The sequence below is a fragment of the Methanocalculus pumilus genome, from assembly GCF_055382585.1.
Window position 1 is genome coordinate 732453 of sequence record NZ_AP042393.1, and the last position, 20464, is coordinate 752916.

At 52.2% G+C, this 20464-nt stretch carries 20 protein-coding genes; 8 read left to right on the forward strand and 12 right to left on the reverse strand.

Annotation, left to right across the window (positions count from 1 at the left end):
* Positions 1 to 79 precede the first annotated feature (79 nt).
* From ACZ44I_RS03955 to ACZ44I_RS03970, 4 genes are all read left to right on the forward strand, one after another.
* Positions 80 to 916 (forward strand): class I SAM-dependent methyltransferase, encoded by an 837-nt coding sequence (locus ACZ44I_RS03955; RefSeq protein ID WP_464548565.1) that lies wholly within the window; start codon positions 80 to 82, stop codon positions 914 to 916.
* Positions 917 to 1191: 275 nt separating this feature from the next.
* Positions 1192 to 1581, forward strand: a complete 390-nt coding sequence (locus ACZ44I_RS03960; RefSeq protein ID WP_464548563.1) for a HEPN domain-containing protein — start codon at positions 1192 to 1194, stop codon at positions 1579 to 1581.
* Positions 1523 to 1885 carry a nucleotidyltransferase domain-containing protein gene (locus ACZ44I_RS03965; RefSeq protein WP_464548561.1) on the forward strand — a complete coding sequence of 121 codons (363 nt, stop codon included), beginning with the start codon at positions 1523 to 1525 and terminating at the stop codon, positions 1883 to 1885. Before ACZ44I_RS03960 ends, ACZ44I_RS03965 begins: the two co-directional genes overlap by 59 nt.
* An 86-nt stretch (positions 1886 to 1971) precedes the next feature.
* The gene (locus ACZ44I_RS03970) at positions 1972 to 2142 is read left to right on the forward strand and encodes a hypothetical protein (protein WP_464548559.1); all 171 of its coding nucleotides are present in this window, start codon (positions 1972 to 1974) and stop codon (positions 2140 to 2142) included.
* 280 nt (positions 2143 to 2422) lie between these two features.
* Here ACZ44I_RS03970 and ACZ44I_RS03975 read toward each other — a convergent pair whose 3' ends face one another.
* Positions 2423 to 3019, reverse strand: coding sequence for an acyltransferase (locus ACZ44I_RS03975; RefSeq protein ID WP_464548557.1), 597 nt, complete (start codon positions 3017 to 3019; stop codon positions 2423 to 2425).
* A 308-nt stretch (positions 3020 to 3327) separates the two neighbouring features.
* On the opposite strand from ACZ44I_RS03975, the gene ACZ44I_RS03980 reads away from it, so the two are divergent.
* Complete coding sequence (locus tag ACZ44I_RS03980; protein ID WP_464576586.1) at positions 3328 to 4746, forward strand: RNA-guided endonuclease InsQ/TnpB family protein; 1419 nt, start codon at positions 3328 to 3330, stop codon at positions 4744 to 4746.
* A gap of 10 nt (positions 4747 to 4756) precedes the next feature.
* Positions 4757 to 5404: an ATP-binding protein gene (locus ACZ44I_RS03985; protein ID WP_464548553.1), complete on the forward strand. Its 648-nt coding sequence runs from the start codon at positions 4757 to 4759 to the stop codon at positions 5402 to 5404.
* Between the two features lie 213 nt (positions 5405 to 5617).
* Here ACZ44I_RS03985 and katG read toward each other — a convergent pair whose 3' ends face one another.
* A complete protein-coding gene (gene katG, locus ACZ44I_RS03990; protein ID WP_464548551.1) occupies positions 5618 to 7813 on the reverse strand; it encodes a catalase/peroxidase HPI in 2196 nt (731 codons plus the stop codon).
* Positions 7814 to 8083: 270 nt separating this feature from the next.
* Positions 8084 to 8830 carry a winged helix-turn-helix domain-containing protein gene (locus tag ACZ44I_RS03995; protein ID WP_464548549.1) on the reverse strand — a complete coding sequence of 249 codons (747 nt, stop codon included), beginning with the start codon at positions 8828 to 8830 and terminating at the stop codon, positions 8084 to 8086.
* A 135-nt stretch (positions 8831 to 8965) separates the two neighbouring features.
* Here ACZ44I_RS03995 and ACZ44I_RS04000 point away from each other — a divergent pair, with 135 nt between their 5' ends.
* Positions 8966 to 9367: an MTH865 family protein gene (locus tag ACZ44I_RS04000; RefSeq protein ID WP_464548547.1), complete on the forward strand. Its 402-nt coding sequence runs from the start codon at positions 8966 to 8968 to the stop codon at positions 9365 to 9367.
* On the opposite strand, the gene ACZ44I_RS04005 is transcribed toward ACZ44I_RS04000, so the two are convergent.
* Entirely contained in the window at positions 9350 to 9541 is a 192-nt protein-coding gene (locus tag ACZ44I_RS04005; RefSeq protein WP_464548545.1) for a hypothetical protein, read from the reverse strand. The genes ACZ44I_RS04000 and ACZ44I_RS04005 overlap by 18 nt on opposite strands.
* A 90-nt stretch (positions 9542 to 9631) precedes the next feature.
* The gene (locus ACZ44I_RS04010) at positions 9632 to 9832 is read right to left on the reverse strand and encodes a hypothetical protein (protein WP_464548543.1); all 201 of its coding nucleotides are present in this window, start codon (positions 9830 to 9832) and stop codon (positions 9632 to 9634) included.
* A gap of 54 nt (positions 9833 to 9886) precedes the next feature.
* On the opposite strand from ACZ44I_RS04010, the gene ACZ44I_RS04015 reads away from it, so the two are divergent.
* Positions 9887 to 11018, forward strand: a protein-coding gene (locus tag ACZ44I_RS04015; RefSeq protein ID WP_464548541.1) for an IS630 family transposase whose coding sequence is annotated in 2 segments (ribosomal slippage) — positions 9887 to 10320 and positions 10319 to 11018 — 1134 coding nt in all. Because the reading frame shifts where the segments join, the coding sequence is not laid out codon by codon here.
* Here ACZ44I_RS04015 and ACZ44I_RS04020 read toward each other — a convergent pair.
* From ACZ44I_RS04020 to cdhA, 7 genes are read right to left on the reverse strand one after another with little or no spacing between them, the layout of a single operon-like run.
* A complete protein-coding gene (locus tag ACZ44I_RS04020) occupies positions 10997 to 11596 on the reverse strand; it encodes an AAA family ATPase (protein ID WP_464548539.1) in 600 nt (199 codons plus the stop codon). The two genes, ACZ44I_RS04015 and ACZ44I_RS04020, sit on opposite strands and share 22 nt — an antisense overlap.
* A gap of 55 nt (positions 11597 to 11651) precedes the next feature.
* Positions 11652 to 13505 (reverse strand): ASKHA domain-containing protein, encoded by a 1854-nt coding sequence (locus tag ACZ44I_RS04025; RefSeq protein WP_464548537.1) that lies wholly within the window; start codon positions 13503 to 13505, stop codon positions 11652 to 11654.
* Positions 13502 to 14938 (reverse strand): acetyl-CoA decarbonylase/synthase complex subunit gamma, encoded by a 1437-nt coding sequence (gene acsC, locus ACZ44I_RS04030; protein ID WP_464548535.1) that lies wholly within the window; start codon positions 14936 to 14938, stop codon positions 13502 to 13504. The genes ACZ44I_RS04025 and acsC overlap by 4 nt, the downstream gene beginning before the upstream one ends.
* A 13-nt stretch (positions 14939 to 14951) precedes the next feature.
* Positions 14952 to 16163: a CO dehydrogenase/acetyl-CoA synthase subunit delta gene (gene cdhD / locus ACZ44I_RS04035; RefSeq protein WP_464548534.1), complete on the reverse strand. Its 1212-nt coding sequence runs from the start codon at positions 16161 to 16163 to the stop codon at positions 14952 to 14954.
* Positions 16160 to 17536, reverse strand: coding sequence for a CO dehydrogenase/CO-methylating acetyl-CoA synthase complex subunit beta (gene cdhC, locus ACZ44I_RS04040; RefSeq protein WP_464548532.1), 1377 nt, complete (start codon positions 17534 to 17536; stop codon positions 16160 to 16162). Before cdhC ends, cdhD begins: the two co-directional genes overlap by 4 nt.
* 3 nt (positions 17537 to 17539) lie before the next feature.
* Positions 17540 to 18076 carry a CO dehydrogenase/acetyl-CoA synthase complex subunit epsilon gene (gene cdhB / locus ACZ44I_RS04045; RefSeq protein ID WP_464548530.1) on the reverse strand — a complete coding sequence of 179 codons (537 nt, stop codon included), beginning with the start codon at positions 18074 to 18076 and terminating at the stop codon, positions 17540 to 17542.
* Positions 18073 to 20421, reverse strand: a complete 2349-nt coding sequence (cdhA, locus tag ACZ44I_RS04050; RefSeq protein ID WP_464576588.1) for a CO dehydrogenase/acetyl-CoA synthase complex subunit alpha — start codon at positions 20419 to 20421, stop codon at positions 18073 to 18075. The genes cdhB and cdhA overlap by 4 nt, the downstream gene beginning before the upstream one ends.
* Between the last annotated feature and the right edge of the window lie 43 nt (positions 20422 to 20464).

Sequence of the window (20464 nt, forward strand, 5' to 3'; positions counted from 1 at the left end):
TGTCCTGTGAGTGAATGGCGGAAGACCGGGATATACCCTGACCATTTATTTGATAGCATCTCAGGATGAAGGAATCACTATGGATAAGATCATTAACTGGAATGAACTCTGGAAGGCTATTCATGCCAGTTCACGCCATCGTGTCGATAAGGAGAATGATCCCGGCAAGGTCTGGGATAAGAAAGCGGGCGCATATAACCGTATTACAAAGGATGAGAAGGAATCGACGAAACAGGAGCTCTCGATGCTCGATCTTTCGCCGACCGACACCGTCCTCGATATGGGGGCAGGGAATGGACGGCTTTCTGTTCCGATTGCAGGCATGGTATCCCATGTCACCGCCCTGGATGCGTCTGCCGGGATGTTAACGCATCTGAAGGAGCGGATGGCAGCAGCAGGGAGAACAAATTATTCGGTTGTGGTGAAACGTTGGGAGGATGTTGTGATCGGCAGCGACATCCCGGTACATGATGTGGTGATCGCTGCCTTCTCTCTCGGCATCTATGATGTCGGGGCGGCTCTTCAAAAGCTGGATTCCGCTGCCCGCCGCTCCGTCCATCTCTTCTGGCATATGGGTGAATGGCGGGAGCCTGAGGAGATGGCGCTCTACATTGCTGTTCATGGCGAAGAGTCCACACGCCACAAAGGATACCCGGATGCCCTCTTTCTGGTGAATATCCTCCACGCCCTTGGCATCTATGCGGATATCAGGATCTACCGTGCCCTCTGGGAGACGGTGTATGATTCGCCTGAGGAGGCGGCAGAGCAGTGGATCACGATGCATGCACCGGATTTTGAGGACGTCGATCTTGTTACCCGGCACTTCCGTGAGCGGCTCCGGAAAGATGATGAAGGGAAGTTCCATGAACGGTCTGTCAGGACGACGGCGATGGTCTCGTGGAGAAAGGGGGAGTGAGGGGAAGGGGAGAAAGAACTGTATGGGTGTTCCCCTCGAAAAAGTGTTCCCTGAGTACACTTTTTGGATGATATGCTTATTTTGTATTCCCTAAAATCGGGATTAATCTCCGCATTATCTCCTCGGAAAGCTGTCTTCCCGGAAGAATGGACTCGTAGATTTCAATTTACACGATTAAATGATACTCAATCGGGTATGTGATTCCTTCATCATGGTAATGGCGAGGGGGAGTTTATTATGCCAGCAGATCAAATACAGGATCACCTGAGGAAGCTATGGCTGAGAGAAGTGCAGACTGGATGGAACAGGCAGATCGCGATCTCAAGATGGCACACCTGGCACGTGCCGAAGGGTTCTTCGAATGGGCTTGTTTCATCTCTCAGCAGGCTTCAGAAAAAGCGATTAAAGCCGTTTATCAGAAGGAAGGGGCTATTGCATGGGGTCATTCCAATACAGATCTTCTTCGTGGGCTTGAACAGAAACATCCTGTTCCAAAGGAAATCCTGATATCAGCAAGGAAACTGGATCGCTTTTATATCCCATCACGATATCCGGATGGATTTGGAGAGGGAAAACCGGCGGATTTCTTTGATGGAGGTGATGCAGATGATGCAATCAGCAGTGCGGGAAGAATCATTCAATTCTGTGCGGGTCTTCTGGCTTGACTATGATCTGATATGGGAACGATTACAGGCCAGGATAGGTGTCCTGGAATCACACCCTGAGATCAGGAAAGTGATCATATTCGGCTCATTCCCGGAGAAACGGGCGGTACCGGGGAGCGATCTTGATCTTCTGATCATCGTTGATCCAACAGATCTCCCAATACTGGACCGTATTGAATATTATCAGCCTTTTTTTGAGGGGATTGGTATCGGGGTCGATATCTTTCCGCTGACTGAAGACGAGCTCCATATACCGATTGCTCAAAAAGCACTCTCAGATGGGGCTCTTCTCTTTGAACGGTGATCGTTGGATCTGTTTCTGAAACAGTCTGAGTGATTAGTTTTGATATGAGTGAAAGATATATGATGGTATGAGGAGGATGGATATGTATGAGCGTTTCAATCCCTGTTTCACCGGAGATAAAAACCCGGTTGGATAAGATAAAGAGGTCAGGGGAGTCGTATGAGGAGGCTATTGAACTGTTGCTCGACGATCATGATGATCTGGATACGTCTCTCTGCTCAGGATGGGCAAAAAAGGGCAAAGGATGCTATTTCTGAATACCTAAGGGGTGAAACCCTGACTGAAGACGAGATTATAAAAAAATATGCCCTTAAATGACCTTTGAAATCCATTATTTTAAAGCAGCAGATTGAGGCTTTTTCTGGTCTGTTCGAGTGTATACACACGACCTGCTTTAATGTCCTCTTTTGCCTCAGCAATATCTTTCAAATCTTTTTTTGTTAGTACGCCATCGAGATTACATTTCCTCTTTGATCGCTTTGGCATATTCAATTATCAGATTTCCGGGATATAAAAATGAGACCCTGAGGATGAATGTTATCCCCTCTTCATCTCTTCCGGCAGCGGCTTGATCCGGGCCGGAGATCCAACTGCCATCATCCCCGCCGGTACATCATGCGTAACAACTGATCCCGCTGCAACGGCCGCCCCCGATCCGATCGTGACGCCGGGGAGGATGATGGCGGCCGCCCCGATTGCGGCATACTCCTCGATCACCGGCCCCTCGAGCCGGGGTTTGCCTGATGGCGGATAGCGGTCATTTGTGAGGGTTACATGGGGGCCGATGAAGACATGATCCCCGATTGTGGTGTGGGTTGGGATGAATGCCATGCTCTGGATGCTCACGTGGGATCCGATTGAACAGTTCCCCTCGATGATGGTGCCGGTGCCAACCGATGTCTCATCCCCGATTGTCGTCTTCTCTCGGATCAGGACATTGTGGCCGGTGTTGCAGCGATCCCCGAGGGTGACGTCGGCATAGAGGATGGTGCCGGATCTGAGCGTCACGCCTGTACCGATCACGGTGCCGGGATGGTCAGCTTTCCCGATATAGTCGCGGGATGGAAAGCCGATGGTGACCGGCTCAAAGACGGTGAGGGATTCGCCGATGGTATTGGTGCCGTATTCGATCATCTGAAAAAGAGATGGGCGGGGATGGGAGAAAAAGGGAGGGGGTAGAGTGGATGGATCCGCTCCTCTCAAATGGGCCTTTCTCATTACTGTGGGGTTGACATAAAGTATATATTACTAATATACAAAATAGATGTAAAATCAATATTGGTAATATGTATGTTAACCGATCGCACCCTTGAAGAGATCATCCTCGATCAACAGGAGGTATTCATCTAAAAGGGCGAGGAGACCCCGGCATTCATGCCGTGGAGGAATCGCCCATAATTGAACCATAACCCATATCCTGTAGTACAACCCATATGCATCAAATGGTAATTCGAACAGTGTCAAACTATCTGCGACTGTCACAACGACAGTATCATATTATTGACACACTCGCATACCATTCAAAGAATTTGTACAATGTTGCATTGTACAATACCCGGCAACATTACCAGGAGTATTGTGAAAACGCTGCGATCTTTCGAACGGTTCGACCGGATATTGCATCCAGCATCACTATCTGTATCGGTTCCTTTCTCCCCTATACCCGGAAGAAAGACTTTCCCTACAAAGATGTTTCAAATTATGTCCAATCACGCCAGAATGAGAACTATCCGCTGCTCCATAGTGATGTTGCGCAACAGACGATTAGGAGTGTTGAAGAAGCGTACACCTCGTATTTTGCACTCATACGGATGTACCACTGTGGCGAACTCAGCAGCCAACCACGACCTCCACGCTATTTGGAGAAGGATGGACGGTACAAACTGGCATTTCCTGCATCGCATATCACGATGCAAAACGGCTATGTCACTCTCGGCATGTCACGGATGTTTAAAAAAAAGCATGGATTAACCGGGAAAGAACTTACATTCAAAATTCCGCCACACATTCAACCAAACCAGATCCGTGAAGTGACTATTGTTCCACACCATAACGGGAAGGTATACACGATCGAATTTGCGTATATGGTTCCCCTTCAACCAACACGTCTTAATCCTGACCATTATCTTGCGATTGATCTCGGCGTTACCAATTTTGCAACAATCGTTGACACTGCTACCGGGACTGCCTCGATTATCGATGGTACGTATCTAAAATCAATCAACCGGTGGTACAACAAAGAAAACGCCCGATTACAATCGATTAAAGATAAACAGGGATTAACCGAGGAGTTTACGCACCGCCAGTCACGCCTCCTCATCAGACGAAATAACAAAATCGATGAGGCGATGAACCGGTTCGTCGCATATCTTATCAAATTTGCATGTGACCACAAAATCGGTACCATTATTGTGCCAACATGGGATGGGATCAAACAAGAGATCAATCATGGTGCGAGAAACAACCAGAATTTCGTCCAGATCCCCTATGCGAAATTTCGACGAAAATTACAGTCAAAATGCGAGCTGTTCGGGATACACTTTGACGATTCCCATGATGAACGGTACACATCTCAGGTTGATGCCCTGGCACTCGATCCGATCCAGAAACCATGGTATGGAAGATGCCGTCGTATCAGCCGGGGACTGTACCAGAGCAGTTCCGGTATCGTGATCAATGCGGATGTCAATGGTGCGTTAAACCATTTGAGAAATGTAGCTGGTGATTCGGTTATGACGCCGATAATCAGTAGCGGTCGCGTCAACCGACCGGTACGAATAAGGCTCAACTACGAGCAACCTTCGTGCAGATTAAATTGCAATGTCTGTGGTAACACCGCTATTGCAAGCCCCGCCGTTTAGGGCGGGGTAGTTGACCTACCGCGATATTGTCTCCCGGTTCGGTATACGGGAGGTGAGGGCATTCCAGCAGCTTGTGCAGTATGTATTTTCAAATGCGGGAAAGGAGGCCAGTTACAATTCACTCGCAAAAGCAGTTGAGATCAAGAGTCCTATGTCAGTTAGGGCATACATCGGTTATCTGGAAGAAGCATATCTTGTCTTTGAACTCTACAGATACAATGCTTCCCTGAAACGGCAGTATGCAGGGCAGAAGAAGCTGTACGTGATAGATAACGGGATGAGAAATGCCATTGCATTCCGCTTTTCACAGGATACCGGCCGCCTGTTGGAGAATCTGGTTTTCATTGAGCTGAGAAGGAGAGGTGCGGAGATATTCTTCTTCAAAGAATCTGGTGAATGTGATTTCATCATTCGTGAGAGAGATCACACAACAGCAGTGCTCCAGATCTCCTATGAACTGAATGCGATTGATCGTGACCGTGAGATTGCAGGGCTCTCCCAGGCTATGGCGGCTCATGCCCTCTCAGAGGGCACAATTCTCACCTATAACCAGGAGGAGGAGATTCTCACTCCCGATGGGATGAAGGTTCATGTCATGCCGGTCTGGCGGTGGCTGATAGAAGGATCGGAGGGTAGATCGGGCAATCGCAGCCTGTGATGATGCTTTCATCCACGGTGTCGTTGCACAATGCAGATGGTCCGGACTCGATCCTGTTTCTTTTCTTACAATGCAAAAAAATGGATGTATCATTTCTACCCAAAATCTGTTGGTTAAATGACTAATCCACATTTTATCGGCGATTTTCTCCAGTGCCCCTATGATCCATCTTCCCCAGAAGTTTTCCACTATCTCAATGCTTCTGACCCTCAATCAGGCGAGATCGAAGCGGTCAAGATTCATCACTTTTGCCCATGCCGCCACAAAGTCTAAGACAAACTTCTCTTTTCCATCTTCACTTGCATACACCTCGGCCAGTGCCCGGAGCTGGGCATTTGATCCGAAGATGAGATCGACCCTTGTGCCGGTCCATCTGAGTTCGCCGGTTCTGCGATCGCGGCCTTCAAAGACGTCTGCATCCTTTGAGATCGGTTTCCACCCGGTCTTCATATCAAGCAGATTGACAAAGAAATCATTTGTGAGCGCCTCTGGTTTGTTGGTGAAGACACCGTATTTGGTCTGTCCGTAGTTGGTGTTCAGCACACGCATACCGCCGATAAGCACCGTCATCTCAGGCGCAGTCAGGGTCAGCAGTTGCGCTTTGTCAACGAGCAGCTCCTCTGCGGATACAGAATAGCGGGTCTTCTGGTAGTTCCGGAAGCCATCTGCCTTCGGTTCAAGAACGCCAAAGGAGTCCACATCGGTCTGCTCCTGCGAGGCATCAGTTCGTCCCGGCGAGAAGGGGACTGTCACGGTATATCCGGCATTCTTCGCCGCTTTCTCGACACCGGCACATCCGGCAAGGACGATCAGATCTGCAAGTGATACTTTCTTCCCGCTCTTCTGTTCTTTGTTGAATGCTGCCTGTATCTCTGTTAACGTCTTCAGAACCTTTGCCAGACGGGCGGGCTGGTTGACTTCCCAGTCCTTCTGCGGCGAAAGGCGGATACGGGCACCATTGGCACCGCCCCGCTTATCAGAGCCGCGGAAGGTGGATGCAGATGCCCATGCGGTTGTAACCAGCTCTGAAACCGACAGGCCGGAAGAGAGGATCTTCTCCCTGAGGGAGGCGATATCCTTTGCATCAATCAGCTCATGATCGACAGCCGGGATCGGGTCCTGCCAGATCAGATCTTCCTTTGGTACCTCTGCGCCGAGATAACGTGAGCGGGGACCCATGTCCCTGTGTGTCAGCTTGAACCATGCACGGGAGAATGCCTCGGTGAGCTGATCGGGATTCTCCAGGAAGCGGCGTGAAATCTTCTCATACGCTGGATCGAAGCGGAGCGAGAGGTCTGTTGTCAGCATGGAGGGGGCATGCCGCTTCGATGGATCGTGGGCATCCGGCACGGTGCCGGCGCCTCCGTCGCCCTTTGGCTTCCACTGGTGAGCACCAGCCGGGCTCTTCGTCAGTTCCCATTCGTGAGTGAAGAGTATTCTGAGGAAGTTGTTGCTCCACTTCGTCGGTGTGTTCGTCCAGGTGACCTCAAGGCCGCTTGAGATGGTGTCCCCCCCTTTCCCGGTGCCGAAGCTGCTCTTCCAGCCAAGCCCCTGCTCCTCGATTGGGGCAGCTTCCGGCTCGGGTCCGACATGTGTTACAGGGCCGGCACCATGGCATTTTCCGAAGCTGTGTCCTCCGGCAATGAGGGCAACAGTCTCTTCATCATTCATCCCCATACGGGCGAAGGTCTCGCGGATATCCTTTGCAGCTGCAACCGGATCCGGGTTGCCGTTTGGGCCTTCCGGATTGACATAGATTAATCCCATCTGGACAGCTGCAAGCGGGTTTTCGAGGTTCCGGTCACCGGAATAGCGTTTGTCACCAAGCCATTCTTCTTCTGATCCCCAGTAGACCTCTTCTTCAGGCTCCCATACATCTTTTCGGCCGCCGCCAAAGCCGAATGTCTCAAAACCCATTGATTCCAGTGCAACGTTTCCGGCAAGGATCATGAGATCGGCCCATGAGATCTTCCTGCCGTACTTCTGTTTTATCGGCCAGAGGAGCCGGCGTGCCTTGTCAAGATTGACGTTGTCAGGCCAGCTGCTGAGGGGGGGAAACCGCTGCTGTGCTGAACCGGCGCCGCCCCGCCCATCCCCAATGCGGTAGGTGCCGGCACTGTGCCATGCCATGCGGATCATTAAGGGCCCGTAATGGCCAAAGTCCGCTGGCCACCACTCCTCTGAAGCGGTCATCAGTGACTTCAGATCTGCCTTGACAGCCTTTAAGTCGAGTGTTTTGAACTCTTCGGCGTAATTGAACTCTTCTCCCATCGGGTTTGCGAGGGGGGAGTGCTGGTGAAGAACCTTCAGGTTCAGCTGGTTTGGCCACCAGTCCTGTATCGTTCTTCCTTTCCCACTCACCATCGGATTTCCTTGGCCCATTGCCGGGCTCTTGTTTCTGTCTGTCATAGTGTTATCTCCTGAATATCTCTTGGATGGATACCCTTCAGAAAACGGCTTTTTTACATAATTGTTCATTTGGATTGTTCTCTTTGCGTTCGTCCGTTCTCAGTCTGTTACATTAAACTCTCATGTCATTAAATTGCCGGCGAATCCGGGTACCTGGCAGGAGAGAGAATGATTGCGTGAACCGATAGGGAATATGATTAGTGTCATCGTGACATGCTGTATCATACGCAGGATCCCGGTTAATCAGGATCCCAGCAGATTCAATCCATTTTAATTTACCTCTCTTGCCAGTTCCGATATCGTTTTTATCGTCGTATATCCCTTTTCAGTGATCATATAATCCCCCCGTTCGTGTCTCTGGAAGATCATGCCTGAATCGGTCAGCTTCTTGATATGGAAGAGAAGGTTTCCGCCACGAAGCCCGGTCATCTGGGATATCTCGGAGAATGTCCTCGTCTGTGTGATGAGTGATTTTAATATCTGGAATCTCTGAATATTTGCAAGCGGCTCGAGAATCTTCCTGACTGCTTTCTCTTCGTCGATCTCCTCTAAGGTGTCTTCGCCATCGATTTTATTGTAGATACCGAGGGACTCCATAAGGCTGACCTGCTTTTCGAAGAGCCGACTGACCTCGGAGAAGCATGTGTCGCATCTGTCGGAGGGACCTTTGCTCTGCATGCTCTTCAGATCTTCCCGATACGAGCGGATGATCTCATCGGAGACGTTCCCGTCCTGTATATGCCTCGCGGTATTCTGAAGGAACTCCATAAATAACGAAAAGCAGTTCTCCCGCATAGCGCAGTTTGCAACCATGTGTGAGGAAAGATCTCCCCGCGCTGATTCCACCTGCTGGTTCCTGAATAGATCTGCATAATTTTCTTTCAGCTCTTTGAGTACCACATTGATGTGCTGCTGGTTGGCATTCGCAATGAACCGTTTGAGTTCGTTCCTGAGTTCCAGAATCTCGGTTTTCAGCTCACCGATCTCGGTTTGATGATCCTGTTTCGCATCCACCATTATTCATCCTGTACGTATATCTCGTGTACTTTCTAATTACTCTTAAGGTTAGTATTCTGTACTGCTGCCTTCTTGTATATTTTAATGACGCTTAAGTATATAACTTTGCCCTTCCCAGATAGTATGGTGACAAAGATGTCGAAATGGAAGTACACAGGAAAAGAAGTAAACGCGGAAAAGATCGATGAATCCCTGAAGACAATCAAGAGTGCTTACTTTGGATGTGAGACTCATAGCTCCGACTGTTCTATCGCAAAAGCTGCCGGGGATGTTGCGGAGATGATCGACGAGAAGAGCATTCCGGTGAAGGATCAGATCCATGCACAGATCTCCGGTGCCCTTGCTGGTGCGGCATTTCCAATAGCAACTCCGGATGATCTTATAGCTGCATTTCCGGACGGAGCTAACACGACCTGTTGTGTCGGGGATCTGAAGATGACTGCAGGAGAGGCCGGAACACTGCTTAAGCCCTCTGATTTCCCATTCAAAAGTGCGAAGGATGTTGCTGACATCATCGTATCAAGAGCAGGGCTCTGAGTATCCACCCACTTTCCTTTTATATGAAAATGAATGGGAACACCCATCATTTTCATCTTGTATGCCTGTTGCCCTCGATGGCATCATGAATGTTTTTTTGAGCATAATCTTCGTCTGATCTCTTGCTTTTAGGGAATATGCATCAACAGGAACTGCCTCTCCAAAGACGATCACCGATTCTCCGGGAGAAAAAGAACTCCTTCACATATCCCCTATCCTTCACTGAAAGGGCGGGGAGGGCAGCCTCGCCTCACCGTCTTCACTTCAGTACCCGGCTTTCCCCAGGATCTCTTTAACCGAGAGATAGCCCGGCGTATCATCAGGGAGATCCAGAAGCGATCTGCCGGAGAGGACATACTCCTGCACCAGTGGGTCCTGCACCACCTTCCCGAGATACTCATGTGGGAGAGTTGTCTTTGCCCGTTCCTCCTCTGACTCCGGGAAGAGATATCCCCCTACTATCATGTCAATTCTAAAATGTCGTAACTTTATTATATGATGAACGTAGTATAATATGTAATGAGAAAATATGTTGTGACTCTCACCAAGGAAGAACGTGATACCCTTAAAGCCCTCTCCTCTAAAGGTAAACAATCATCTCAAGCAGTTCTGAATGCCCTCATCCTCCTTGCATGTGATGAGGGCGAGCACCAGACACAGCGTTCAACAAATGAAGAAATATCTCGCGTTCTGAATATCAGTATGAGAAAAATCGACCGTGTAAAAAGCAGATTTGTTCTGGAAGGTCTTGATGAGGCACTGACAAAGAAAAAACCTGATAGGATCTATGACAAAAAGACCGACGGTGATTTCGAAGCTCGATTAATTGCTTTGAGTTGCAGTGAACCGCCAGAGGGCTATTCCAGATGGTCACTTCGATTGCTGGCAGATAAAATGGTTGAACTTGAGTACGTTGACACAATATCTCATGAAGCCGTTCGTCAGGTTTTAAAAAAACGAACTCAAACCGTGGCGAAATCAGGCGTGGGTAATACCTCCTAACCAGAACGGTAATTTCGTTGCTCAAATGGAACGGGTTCTGGATGTGTATAAGCGACCCTTTGATTCACAACATCCAGTTGTTTGCATGGATGAATCCCCAAAACAACTCATTTCTGAAACTCGACAATCAATACCCTGTACACCAGGATATCCTGCCAGACATGATTATGAGTATCGCCGTTGTGGCACATGTAATATTTTCATCGCGTGTGAACCTCTTGCCGGGAAACGATTGGTAAAAATAACTCATCGAAGAACCAAGCAGGATTGGGCCGAATTCCTGCGGGATATTGCTGCCCAATATGAAGATGCAGATACAATTACCCTGGTTATGGATAATCTGAATACACATGGACCGGGATCACTCTATGAAACCTATCCTCCCGAAATAGCCAAGAGTCTCTGGGATCGGTTTGAGTTTGTCTATACGCCAAAACATGGAAGTTGGCTAAATATGGCAGAAATAGAGCTGAGCGTTCTCACCAGCCAGTGCCTTGATCGAAGGATAGACAGTATTGAGGTTGTCCAGAGAGAGGTTAAAGCATGGGAAGAATCCCGAAATAACAAAGATAGTCGGATAAATTGGCAGTTCACGACTGAGGATGCACGAGTGAAGCTATCTCGCCTTTACCCGACTTTTGAAGTTTGACATGACACTACGATGAAGAACCGGTTCATCCCGATCTTCACCTCCCTGATGATCCGGTGTGCCCTTTTCACATGCTCAAATGACTTATGCGAGGGGCCGATGATATCGAAGATATCGTCAACCTGGCTTGCCACCTTCCGGTTCAGGTGCTCTAGTCCCGCCGGTGAGTCGATCAGCACATACCGGTAGTTCTTCGTAATCGTTGCGAGTGCTCCCTTCAGTGCCGAGTCTGGCAGGCAGTAGCAGCCCTCCACCCACTTCGTCCCGACTGCGATGAGATCGAATGAACCGCCTTCATACAGGCCGTCCTCCCAGATCCGGCTCTCGATCCGTTCAGTGGGGGCAATCCCCGTCATGGTGCCGCCCCGCTTTATAAAAGTCTCTGAGATGAGATCTGCAATCGTCTTCACGCCCTCCTTCTCGAGATCGACCCCCACCATCTCGGCGAGGTTCTGGTCAGGATCGAGATCCACAAGAAGGATCGGTGTCTGATCCTTTGCAATGAAGTGCTTTGCCGCAAGTGCCGTAAAACTCGTCTTTCCTGTTCCTCCCCGTCCCATCGTCACCAGTGTCTTCATATCTGTTTCACCATCCTTTTCCATTCTGATTCATTCTGCTGTCTGCCCAAATTCTCTATTCTGCAACTCTGAAAGCTTCATCGGGAAAATATTCCTCCTTCCCCGGAATAAAGAGGGCGGCTGTATACTCCTCGATAAAGTCAACATCAACGAGGAGATCGATATAGACCATGGTACCGGCAATCTTCTCCGCCTCCCTCCGCTTGGTTTTCGATACCAGTGCCGCATATGCTCCTTTCAGTGAAGTGTTTCCGACCGGGTGCACCTCTGCATTGGGAAAGTATGGGATGATCCCAAATGTAACGGCATTGTGAATATCCACAAACGCCCCAAATGCTCCTGCAAGGAAGATATGCCTGATATCCGTTACTTTCATCCGGTACTTCTTCAGGAGCACACCGATCCCTCCGCAGAGGGCGGCTTTTGAGTCCATGAAATAGTCCATGTCCGCACTTGTGATGACAATATCTCCCTCGGTTGCAGCATCCTCTGCTTTTACAACCACGTATTCAGGGCCATTCTGCCCCTCCCTGACGAGAGGATGGGCGGTGAGGATGCCCTTGAAGTCGATGATACCTGCTCTAAACATCCCGGTGACACAATCGATCAGCCCTGAACCGCAGATGCCGCGTGGCTTCCCACCCCCGATCACCATGCAGTGTGCCTCGCCAGTCTCCGGATCGATCGCCACCTTCTCGATTGCACCGTGCATCGCCCGCATCCCGGAGCTGATCCCGGCCCCCTCGAATGCGGGGCCTGATGCACAGGAGATTGAGGCGATCCAGTCCTTGTTGCCCATCACGATCTCACCGTTTGTGCCGAGATCGATGAAGAGGGAGATCTCTGATCCGCAATGGAGTCCTGAGGAGAGCACCCCCGATACCGCATCGCCCCCCACAAAGCGGCTCACATTCGGGAGGCAGAAGCAGTAGGCTTCAGGATGGATATTGATCCCAAGTGATGCTGCCTTCCTGACAAACGGTTTCCGGGGAACATCGGCATCTGCCAGCTCGAGGTATCCCGGATCGGTGCCGGTGAGGAGGTGGTTCATCACGGTATTGCTCGAAACAGCAATCTCCATCAGATCGAGCGGGTCCACCTGGGCAGTCTCCACAACACGCTGAATAGCACTATTGATACTCTCAGCTGCCGCCTGCTGGAGGAGCCGGAGTCCGTCACCCTTCATGGCAAAGGCGATCCTGGTGATCACCTCTTCCCCATAGGTGATCTGTCTGTTCATGGTCGTCTCCTCAGCAATCACAAGCCCTGAATCCAGATCGACGAGTGCACAGGCGATCGTTGTCGTTCCAAGATCGAGGGCGATTCCGAGGGGCGGGCCTGCCTTCTCTTTCGGTATGGCATCGATCACCTCGGGATAGCCGTTTGTTTCGGTCAGAATGGCCACAAGCCCGGTATCCGATTCCTGTATCTTCCGGTACACAGAATCGCTGATGGCAGGTCTTTTCCCTGAATACTCTCTCAGGCGGATTGATGTCCCCGCGTGGGGAAGGAGTGGATTGGATCTGATATCAAGCGGATACATCCTGACAGACGGGTCCATCCCGCCGCAGTCGCATTCACCGGCGATCCCGCAGAGGATCTGCGGCCGCTCAATCCGGCTCTCAATTGGGATCGTCACCTCCATGTTCCCGGAGATGAAGATCTCACAGGCGAGGCGGTATCCCCGTTCCCGTTCTGCTACCGTCAGATGGTTCTTCTGGGTGAGCCTCTTCTCCCTGAAATCACCGGATTCGATGATCACCCTGCATTTTCCACACTCCCCTTTGCCACCGCAGATGCTCTCGATCTGGATGTGTGCATTCCTGAGTGCGGCAAGGAGGTTCGTCCCCTGAGGAACGGAGACGACCGTATTCAGGGGGTGGAAGATTACCCTGCACTCCTCTTTCATTCTTCGTCCTTCGGCGGCCAGTATTCCTCGATAAAACGTTTCAGGCCGGATGAGTCCTTCGGGCCAACCAGCACCCGCCATCCGCTCACCTCCTCAGTCTCGCCGGAGAGGCGTGCTGCGAGGCCGGGGATGATCAGGGTGTGGTGATCGACGATTCTATCAGCCTCGTTGATCTTCAGCGCCTCTGCCATTACGTCTGAGGTGAGGTACCTCCCGGCAACTGCACTCTCGACACTGATCCCGCTCGTATCAACGACAATCAAGTGGCAGTCAAGATGGGCGGACTTGATGTCAGCCTCCACTGTAAAGAAGGTAAGGGCATAGTTTGTGGTGATCAGGAGGGGAGAGTTTCTGTTCGGGTTCCCAAATGATCTGACCCCGGGTTCGACCGATACCGGTTTCCGGGGGTCGGTATAGATGTTGAACCGCCAGATCAGCTGGGGGAGGATGTTCCATGCCTCCATGCTGTGCATGATGAGGAGATCCGCATACCGGGAGATGAGCATCGCCGCCATGTACGTCTCCTTCCACTGCACCGCCTCCTTTGCGAGTTCTTCCCCCGCCCAGGCGGCAATCGGGGTGCCGAGGAGCGGGAAACCGGCGAGTTCGTCATGGGCGATTAATGCCGCCCTCCTGAGCTGCGTGAATGTGTAGATGGTCCCGGCAAACCCTTCATCTGGAAAGGTGCCGGGATCGAGGACAAGATCAGTAATGCCGCATGCTGTCAGGGTCTTGACAAGGCTCCTGAGAAGGGCGATATCGCCTGGTGCGGATGCAACAAGGGGGGCATCATACCGGAGGGCGAGGTCGGCCATCTCCTCCCAGTTCTCCTCAGTCGCCGCGTAAATGAGCGGTCGGCGATCACCCGCCACTGCAAGCCCCGCCTCCATCACCGCCGGATCGAGGGAGCAGAGGATCAAAGGATATGTGGTGGCACCAACCGCCGTATTCACCGCTTCCCTGAAGGCTTCAGGATCGCCGGATACAGACCGGATCGCGATCCCGTCCAGCCGGAGATCCCGCCCGATGTACTGGTAGCTGAACCCCTCGATTGCTTTGATGCGCTTCAGGATGTCTTCTTTCTGCATGCTGTCATCAATATCGATGATAACCGGGGTCGGGTTGTGGTAGGTGAAGTCATGCCGGTAGAGGACATGTTTTCCCCCGATGAGAATTGCATGATCGCCGGTTCCGATTGTTACCTCCTTTACGGGGGGAGCAAGAAGCCCGCCCAGATCATGCAGGAGGTCTGTATACTGTTCTGTTGTAAGCGGTGGGCAGTCCGGGATGGTATACTCGCCATTGACCAGTTTTGTTGCGAATGCCATGCAGTTTGCTTCGCCGCATTCGCCGCAGTTTGTCTTTGGAAGGAGCTTATAGACATCGATCGGGCTGATCTCCTTGATGCTCTTCTTTACATTTGTATTGGCCATATCTTTCACCTCCCTAGCACCTCGTTCTCACCCAGTCGGGTGCCTGCGGAACCGCGATATCCTGCTGCATCATCCATGATCTGACATCCTGCATCGTCCGGACGGCTGAGGGATGCATCATCATGAAGATATCCACTCCCGCAAGGAGGAGGGTGAGGGAATTGACTGTCTCCCATATCGGCCCCCGGATCTCTTTAGGGCTGTACTCCGGCTCCATCGTCATCCATGCCTCCCGTGCCGCCCAGGCATTGGTGGATGCTGAGATCGTCGGGTGCTGGAGTTCAGTATCCCCCATCAGTGCAGCATGGCGTGCACGTTCATGGATGGTGAAAGAGTACTCAAGCCCGTATCCGAGTGCAACAGTTGTCAGATCCATCACGATCTCTTCAGGAGGCAGGTATTCATAGAGCCGCCGGTTCAGTTCTTTCGCACTATTCAGCTCAAGTCCGGTGAAGGCAAGGAGCAGATGGCCGTTATCATGTGCGGCTTTTGCCACCCCTTCAAGGGTCTTTGCCTCGGCCATATCGAGGGTGACGGAGTTTAAGAGCAGCCGCTCGCCAGCGGTTCGTTCGGCAACCTCGGTGAAGACGACGGCATCCTTCTTCGGATCTCCGCATCCGCCAATAATAAGCGGAACATCCACTGCCTGGAGCACCTCTTCAACAGTGTTTGCCGCCTGCTGTGGCGATCGATCCTGGATGAGGGGATCGGTGCTCATCAGGTGCACCGTTACACAATCTGCACCGAAGGTGTTCACATTCATCCGTGCCCACTCTGCAGGATCGTCCATCACATCAAGAACAGCGGCCTTCAGGGTTTTCGGCAATGCGACATCCATGTCAAAGACATCCATTGAGATCGCAGTCCGGTTCTTCGGGGGAATAGAGGGATTTGAGAATGCGGGTGTAGTGGATCCGCCGATAGTGATGGTGCTCCCCCTGCTGCCCCCGTCTTTCTTCGTTGCACCGAGGGTCACCTCCCGGATCGAGCCGGGATAGCTCTCCGCCACCGGGCTGAAACCCTCCCGGAACAGTTCAGTCGGCCGCCTCGGATCTTCCGGTAGGGCGACTCCGGGGACCTCCCCGATACCAACCGGGATAAAGAGCTCAAGATCGCCTATCTCCATCTTGAAGTTCTCGAACTCGACCTGCTCCACCCCCGAGAGGAGCGAGAGCAGCCGCTCACCGAGCACGGAATCTGCATGAATCTGGTTCTTCTTCGTCATTGATTCTCCCCCCGTCCGGGTTTTTTGGGCTGCACAGGCTGGATGATCACCTTGTCGGCATAGATACGGGCATTCTTGAGGAGAATCCTGAACCCACCGGTGGTGATCGGGAGTTCGCCTGCGGTGACCACCGCCGCCTCTTCTCCCTCTTCGGCAACCTCAACCCATCGCGTGACAACCGGGTGATTCTGCCTACTCAGGAAGGCTTTCAGCTCATCAATGGTGGTGGCATCCTTCTCGGTTGCGATCGCACCAAAGACAGACTCGGGAATATACTCCTTCAACCGCTCCTTGATCTCTTCAGGTATCCAGACAACCGCCTCATATCCGCCATCTGCCTGGAGGAATTTCCGTGAACGCATGTATTCGATCGAGATTCCGTGGAAGCCGTCGATCTGACGCCCGCCAGCTGTTGAGTCTGCCATTGTCGAGAAGGGAAGGCCGTTTACGGCGAGATCGCGGAAGCCCCGGTGAACGATACCGTATCCTTCCACCTCAGGAATATAGAAGGCGATCGCCTCGAAGCATCCGCAGGAGGTATGGGGGTAGCCGAAACCCGAATAGAGCTGGATTCTCTCCACCTCGCCCATCGATCGCTTCTGGGCACTTTCATTTACTCCGGTGTACTCGCCTGCCTCAGGGTCGAGACACTCTCCTTTCTCGATCGGGAAGATCGGCCCCTTCGGATCGATCCTGGCAGCAGCCCGCCCATCGAACCAGCTGATCGCCCCGCAGTTTGCATACCGCTGTGGGGTGACGACACAGACATGGGTTGGTGCAAAGGACTGGCAGAGTGCACAGCCATAGAAGACATCCACATCCTCGTCAGAGAGTCCGCGTGCCCGTGCATCCCGTGCCTCATAGATGGCCAGTGCCTCGGTGTACAGAGCCCCTATCTTTTCGGGATCGGTGATGAAAGTGATCTGGATCTCCTGTATGATCGGCAGCTCGTTCCTGAAGAGCTCCTGCATCGCCATTCCGATGAACCGGAATGAATTGAGCCCTTTCTTAAAGGATTTTTTTGAGAGGCGGATCCAGATATCGTACCGCTGGTTGAGATGCATGAAGCCTTCGATATAGTTCGAGTATTCATGGATACGCCGCTCGATCACCCCTTCCAGGTTCTCCTCAAGCTCAGGTCCTGCGATCTCGATTAAGATCCCAAACGGATGGCTCTTCCCCTCTTCGAGGTCGGGGATATCAGGACCGATGATATGGATGGCCCCGGATTCGATCTCCTCTGCCGGTTTTAGCCTGACGAGCTCGAACTTCTCTGCGACTTTCGGGCCGCCGAGTTCAAACTGCATGTCGCTCTTTCTGATCCGCTCCCCCTCATGGACAAGCCCGACATCAACAGGAATATCTTCGAACATTGCTTAGTCCTCCCTGTTCCCGAGAATTGCCTCAAGGTTCATGATCCATGCTTTAATCGAGATATTCGAGAATGACCACCTGGCATTTGGCTGGTAGACATTGTCAAGGCTGATCGTCTTCAGGTTCGGGGCGAAATTCTTCAGCCCCGAGAGGATAGTCCAGCCCATCTGGTAGGGGAGGCCGACGAAGATGGCAAGGTCGTGCGGCCCTTTCCCATCAACCCCCTGCCATTCTGGATCGGTGAGCCGGTTTCCGATATCGACTGCGGGCATCACCGCATCCGGGGTGAAACCCCGTTTCAGGAACTCGTTGTTTGTATTGCCGGTTGCGACCACCTGAATTTCGTATCGTTTTGCCATTGCAATGACATAATCGATCAGCTTCTTCTCTTCAAGATCGATCTCAGCCGCAATGCTCCCAACGACGAATATCGGCCTTTTTGCCCGCCTGATCATCGCATCAGCAATCTCGGGCTTCGTGATCAGGGAGGCTTTCTTCGGGCCGGCCACCTCGGCGGTCAGCCATGCTTCCTGGCTCATTGGGCACCCTCCTTCGTTGGAATGAGGGTGGGATCGGGGATCACCGTCTCCTTCCACTCTTTCTCTTTGAGGATGGCGACGATATCCTCCTTCATGGTGATCGGGATATCCGCCTCCATCCTGACGAACCGATGGATGTCTGTTGGCATGGTTCCCAGGAGGCGGCGGTGGAGATCGATATAATGTGTCAGCTTCAGCGCCCGTCCGCGAGAGGTGTCATTTGGCCGCATCGAGAGCTTGGCGATCATCACCATCGCCTCCTCCTTCGTCTCAACCGAGATGAAGAGGTGTTCTGGAACCGGTCCCACATACACCTTCCCACCGGTCCGTGTATCATCGACATACCAGTCTTCATCATGATCTGCTCTTCCGAGGAGCATCCTCCGGTACTTCGTGCCATGGGGTCCGACGATCACCGGTATCCCGAGCCGCCAGAACCCGGCTGCAATCGATGCGGCCTTCTGTGACATCGCACCCCAGGCAACCCCGACGGCACCGACCCGGTTATAGACATAATCTGCGATCTCCTCGTAGTTGCCACGGAGGTTCCTGCGGGCGAAGATGCTCGCAATCTTGATTGCAGCACCGGCGATATGTGCATTCGCGACACAGGAGCCGACATTCACGATTGCCCCCGCCTCGAAGGTGCCCGGATACACTTCATATGGCGATCTCCCGTCCTCATCCCGGTGCATGCCGATCGTCATCGCGGCACAACCGGAGGTGCAGACGATGAAACGCCGGTTTGCAAATTCTATCGCCATCTCGGCAAGTTCATTACCGCCTTTTGGATAGTTCGCACACCCGACGAATGCGACGATCCCCGGGATCTCGCCGAGGACGATCGGCCCGCCGACCTGCCGGATCTCGATATCCTGGATCGCACCCCGCCCTGCCCGGAGCTTGAAGGATTCATTTCTGAGCGTATCTTCCCCTGCTGCTATGATTAGCGAGTGGATCGGGAGATCCTGGGGGCATGCCGATTCACACCTGATACACCCGACACATGATTCATAGATCCCGGTCAGCATTGCAGGTTCGCCGCGGCTGAAGGCCTTTATCGCATCGGGGATATGCATGTCATTTGGGCAGGCACGCCGGCATTCCCTGCACTGGGTGCATTCCTTTGCCATCTCCAGTGCTTCTCCTGGTGAGAGGAATATGCCTTTCTTGTTCTTCTTCCGCTTCGGTGCTATCTGCATCGCAGTCCTGACGGCAACAACCCCGACTTTTTCAGGGTTGAGGATTAAGGCGCCCTCGATCGTTCCGCTCACAAGGTCTTCGATGATCTCTTCAGGCGGATCTCCTGTTCTGTCAGCGAGTCCGAGGCAGTTCTTCTCGCTTGTTGCGATCACCGGGATCTTCAGGGCACGGGCCTCATCCAGTACATCGGTTCTGATACATTGCTCGTCAACGACGATGATATCGGGAATGCCACTCCTGATATACCGGATCTGCCAGGATATCGGGCCGATGATCTTTGCCTTCGGAGAGTACCGGGTCATATCGATCCCGGTGCAGCAGATCCCGGTCACCTCGATATCGCCTGTCAGATCGTTATCCTGCATATAGTCCATGATCTCAACAGATGGGGGGACATTATGGCCGATGACCAGGATCACCGGCTTTGTGGTGTCAACCGAGCCAAACCCAATGTCGACAAGGGGTGCATTCGGATCGGCTTTGGGGAGATTGTATGCGGAGACCTGGGCAATATCTGCAACCTCCATTGAGAGATGGTCGATCATGCCGGTGTGCATGACTTTTGATTCAAGGTCAAGGGGGTTGCCCTCCTGCCCGGTATGGGTGCAGGCGAGGAGCTGTGTGATCTGCTGCTCCGAGTAATCGAGCACCGTCTCCAGATCGCCAAGCGTCTCCGGCTTCATGCCGCAGACGAGGCGTGTGATCGGCGCCTCGACCTTGATGTTGAGGCCGCCGGGATCGAGGGGGGTATCTGCACCGAACTCCTCGATCAGGTGGGTGACCAGTTCACGCGCATGGCTTGTATGGGTTGCTGTTCCGATACATGCGGCAAGAAGGACGATTCTGGATTGCTGCCCCGGCATCGTGATGCCGCATGCACCTTTCTTGTCTCCGGTGAGGTCGCATTTGCCGAAGGTACAGAGGCAGCAGAGATCGCAGAATGGGAGGTAAAACGGTTTGTATCGATTCAGGAGGGTCAGATCCCAGTTCCTGAGGGTGGACATCGACGGAAACGGCGTCGGCCCCTGCGGTTCATCCCAGGTCTCCTGTGCGAGCCTGCCAACAGAAAACCTGAGATCTTTGATATTCCCTATCTCGGTTTCGATCTCCTTAATACTGATATTGATCTCTTTTGTGCCCATTGCTACCACCATCTGTTTCTATTGAACAGGGTTCATCCACCAC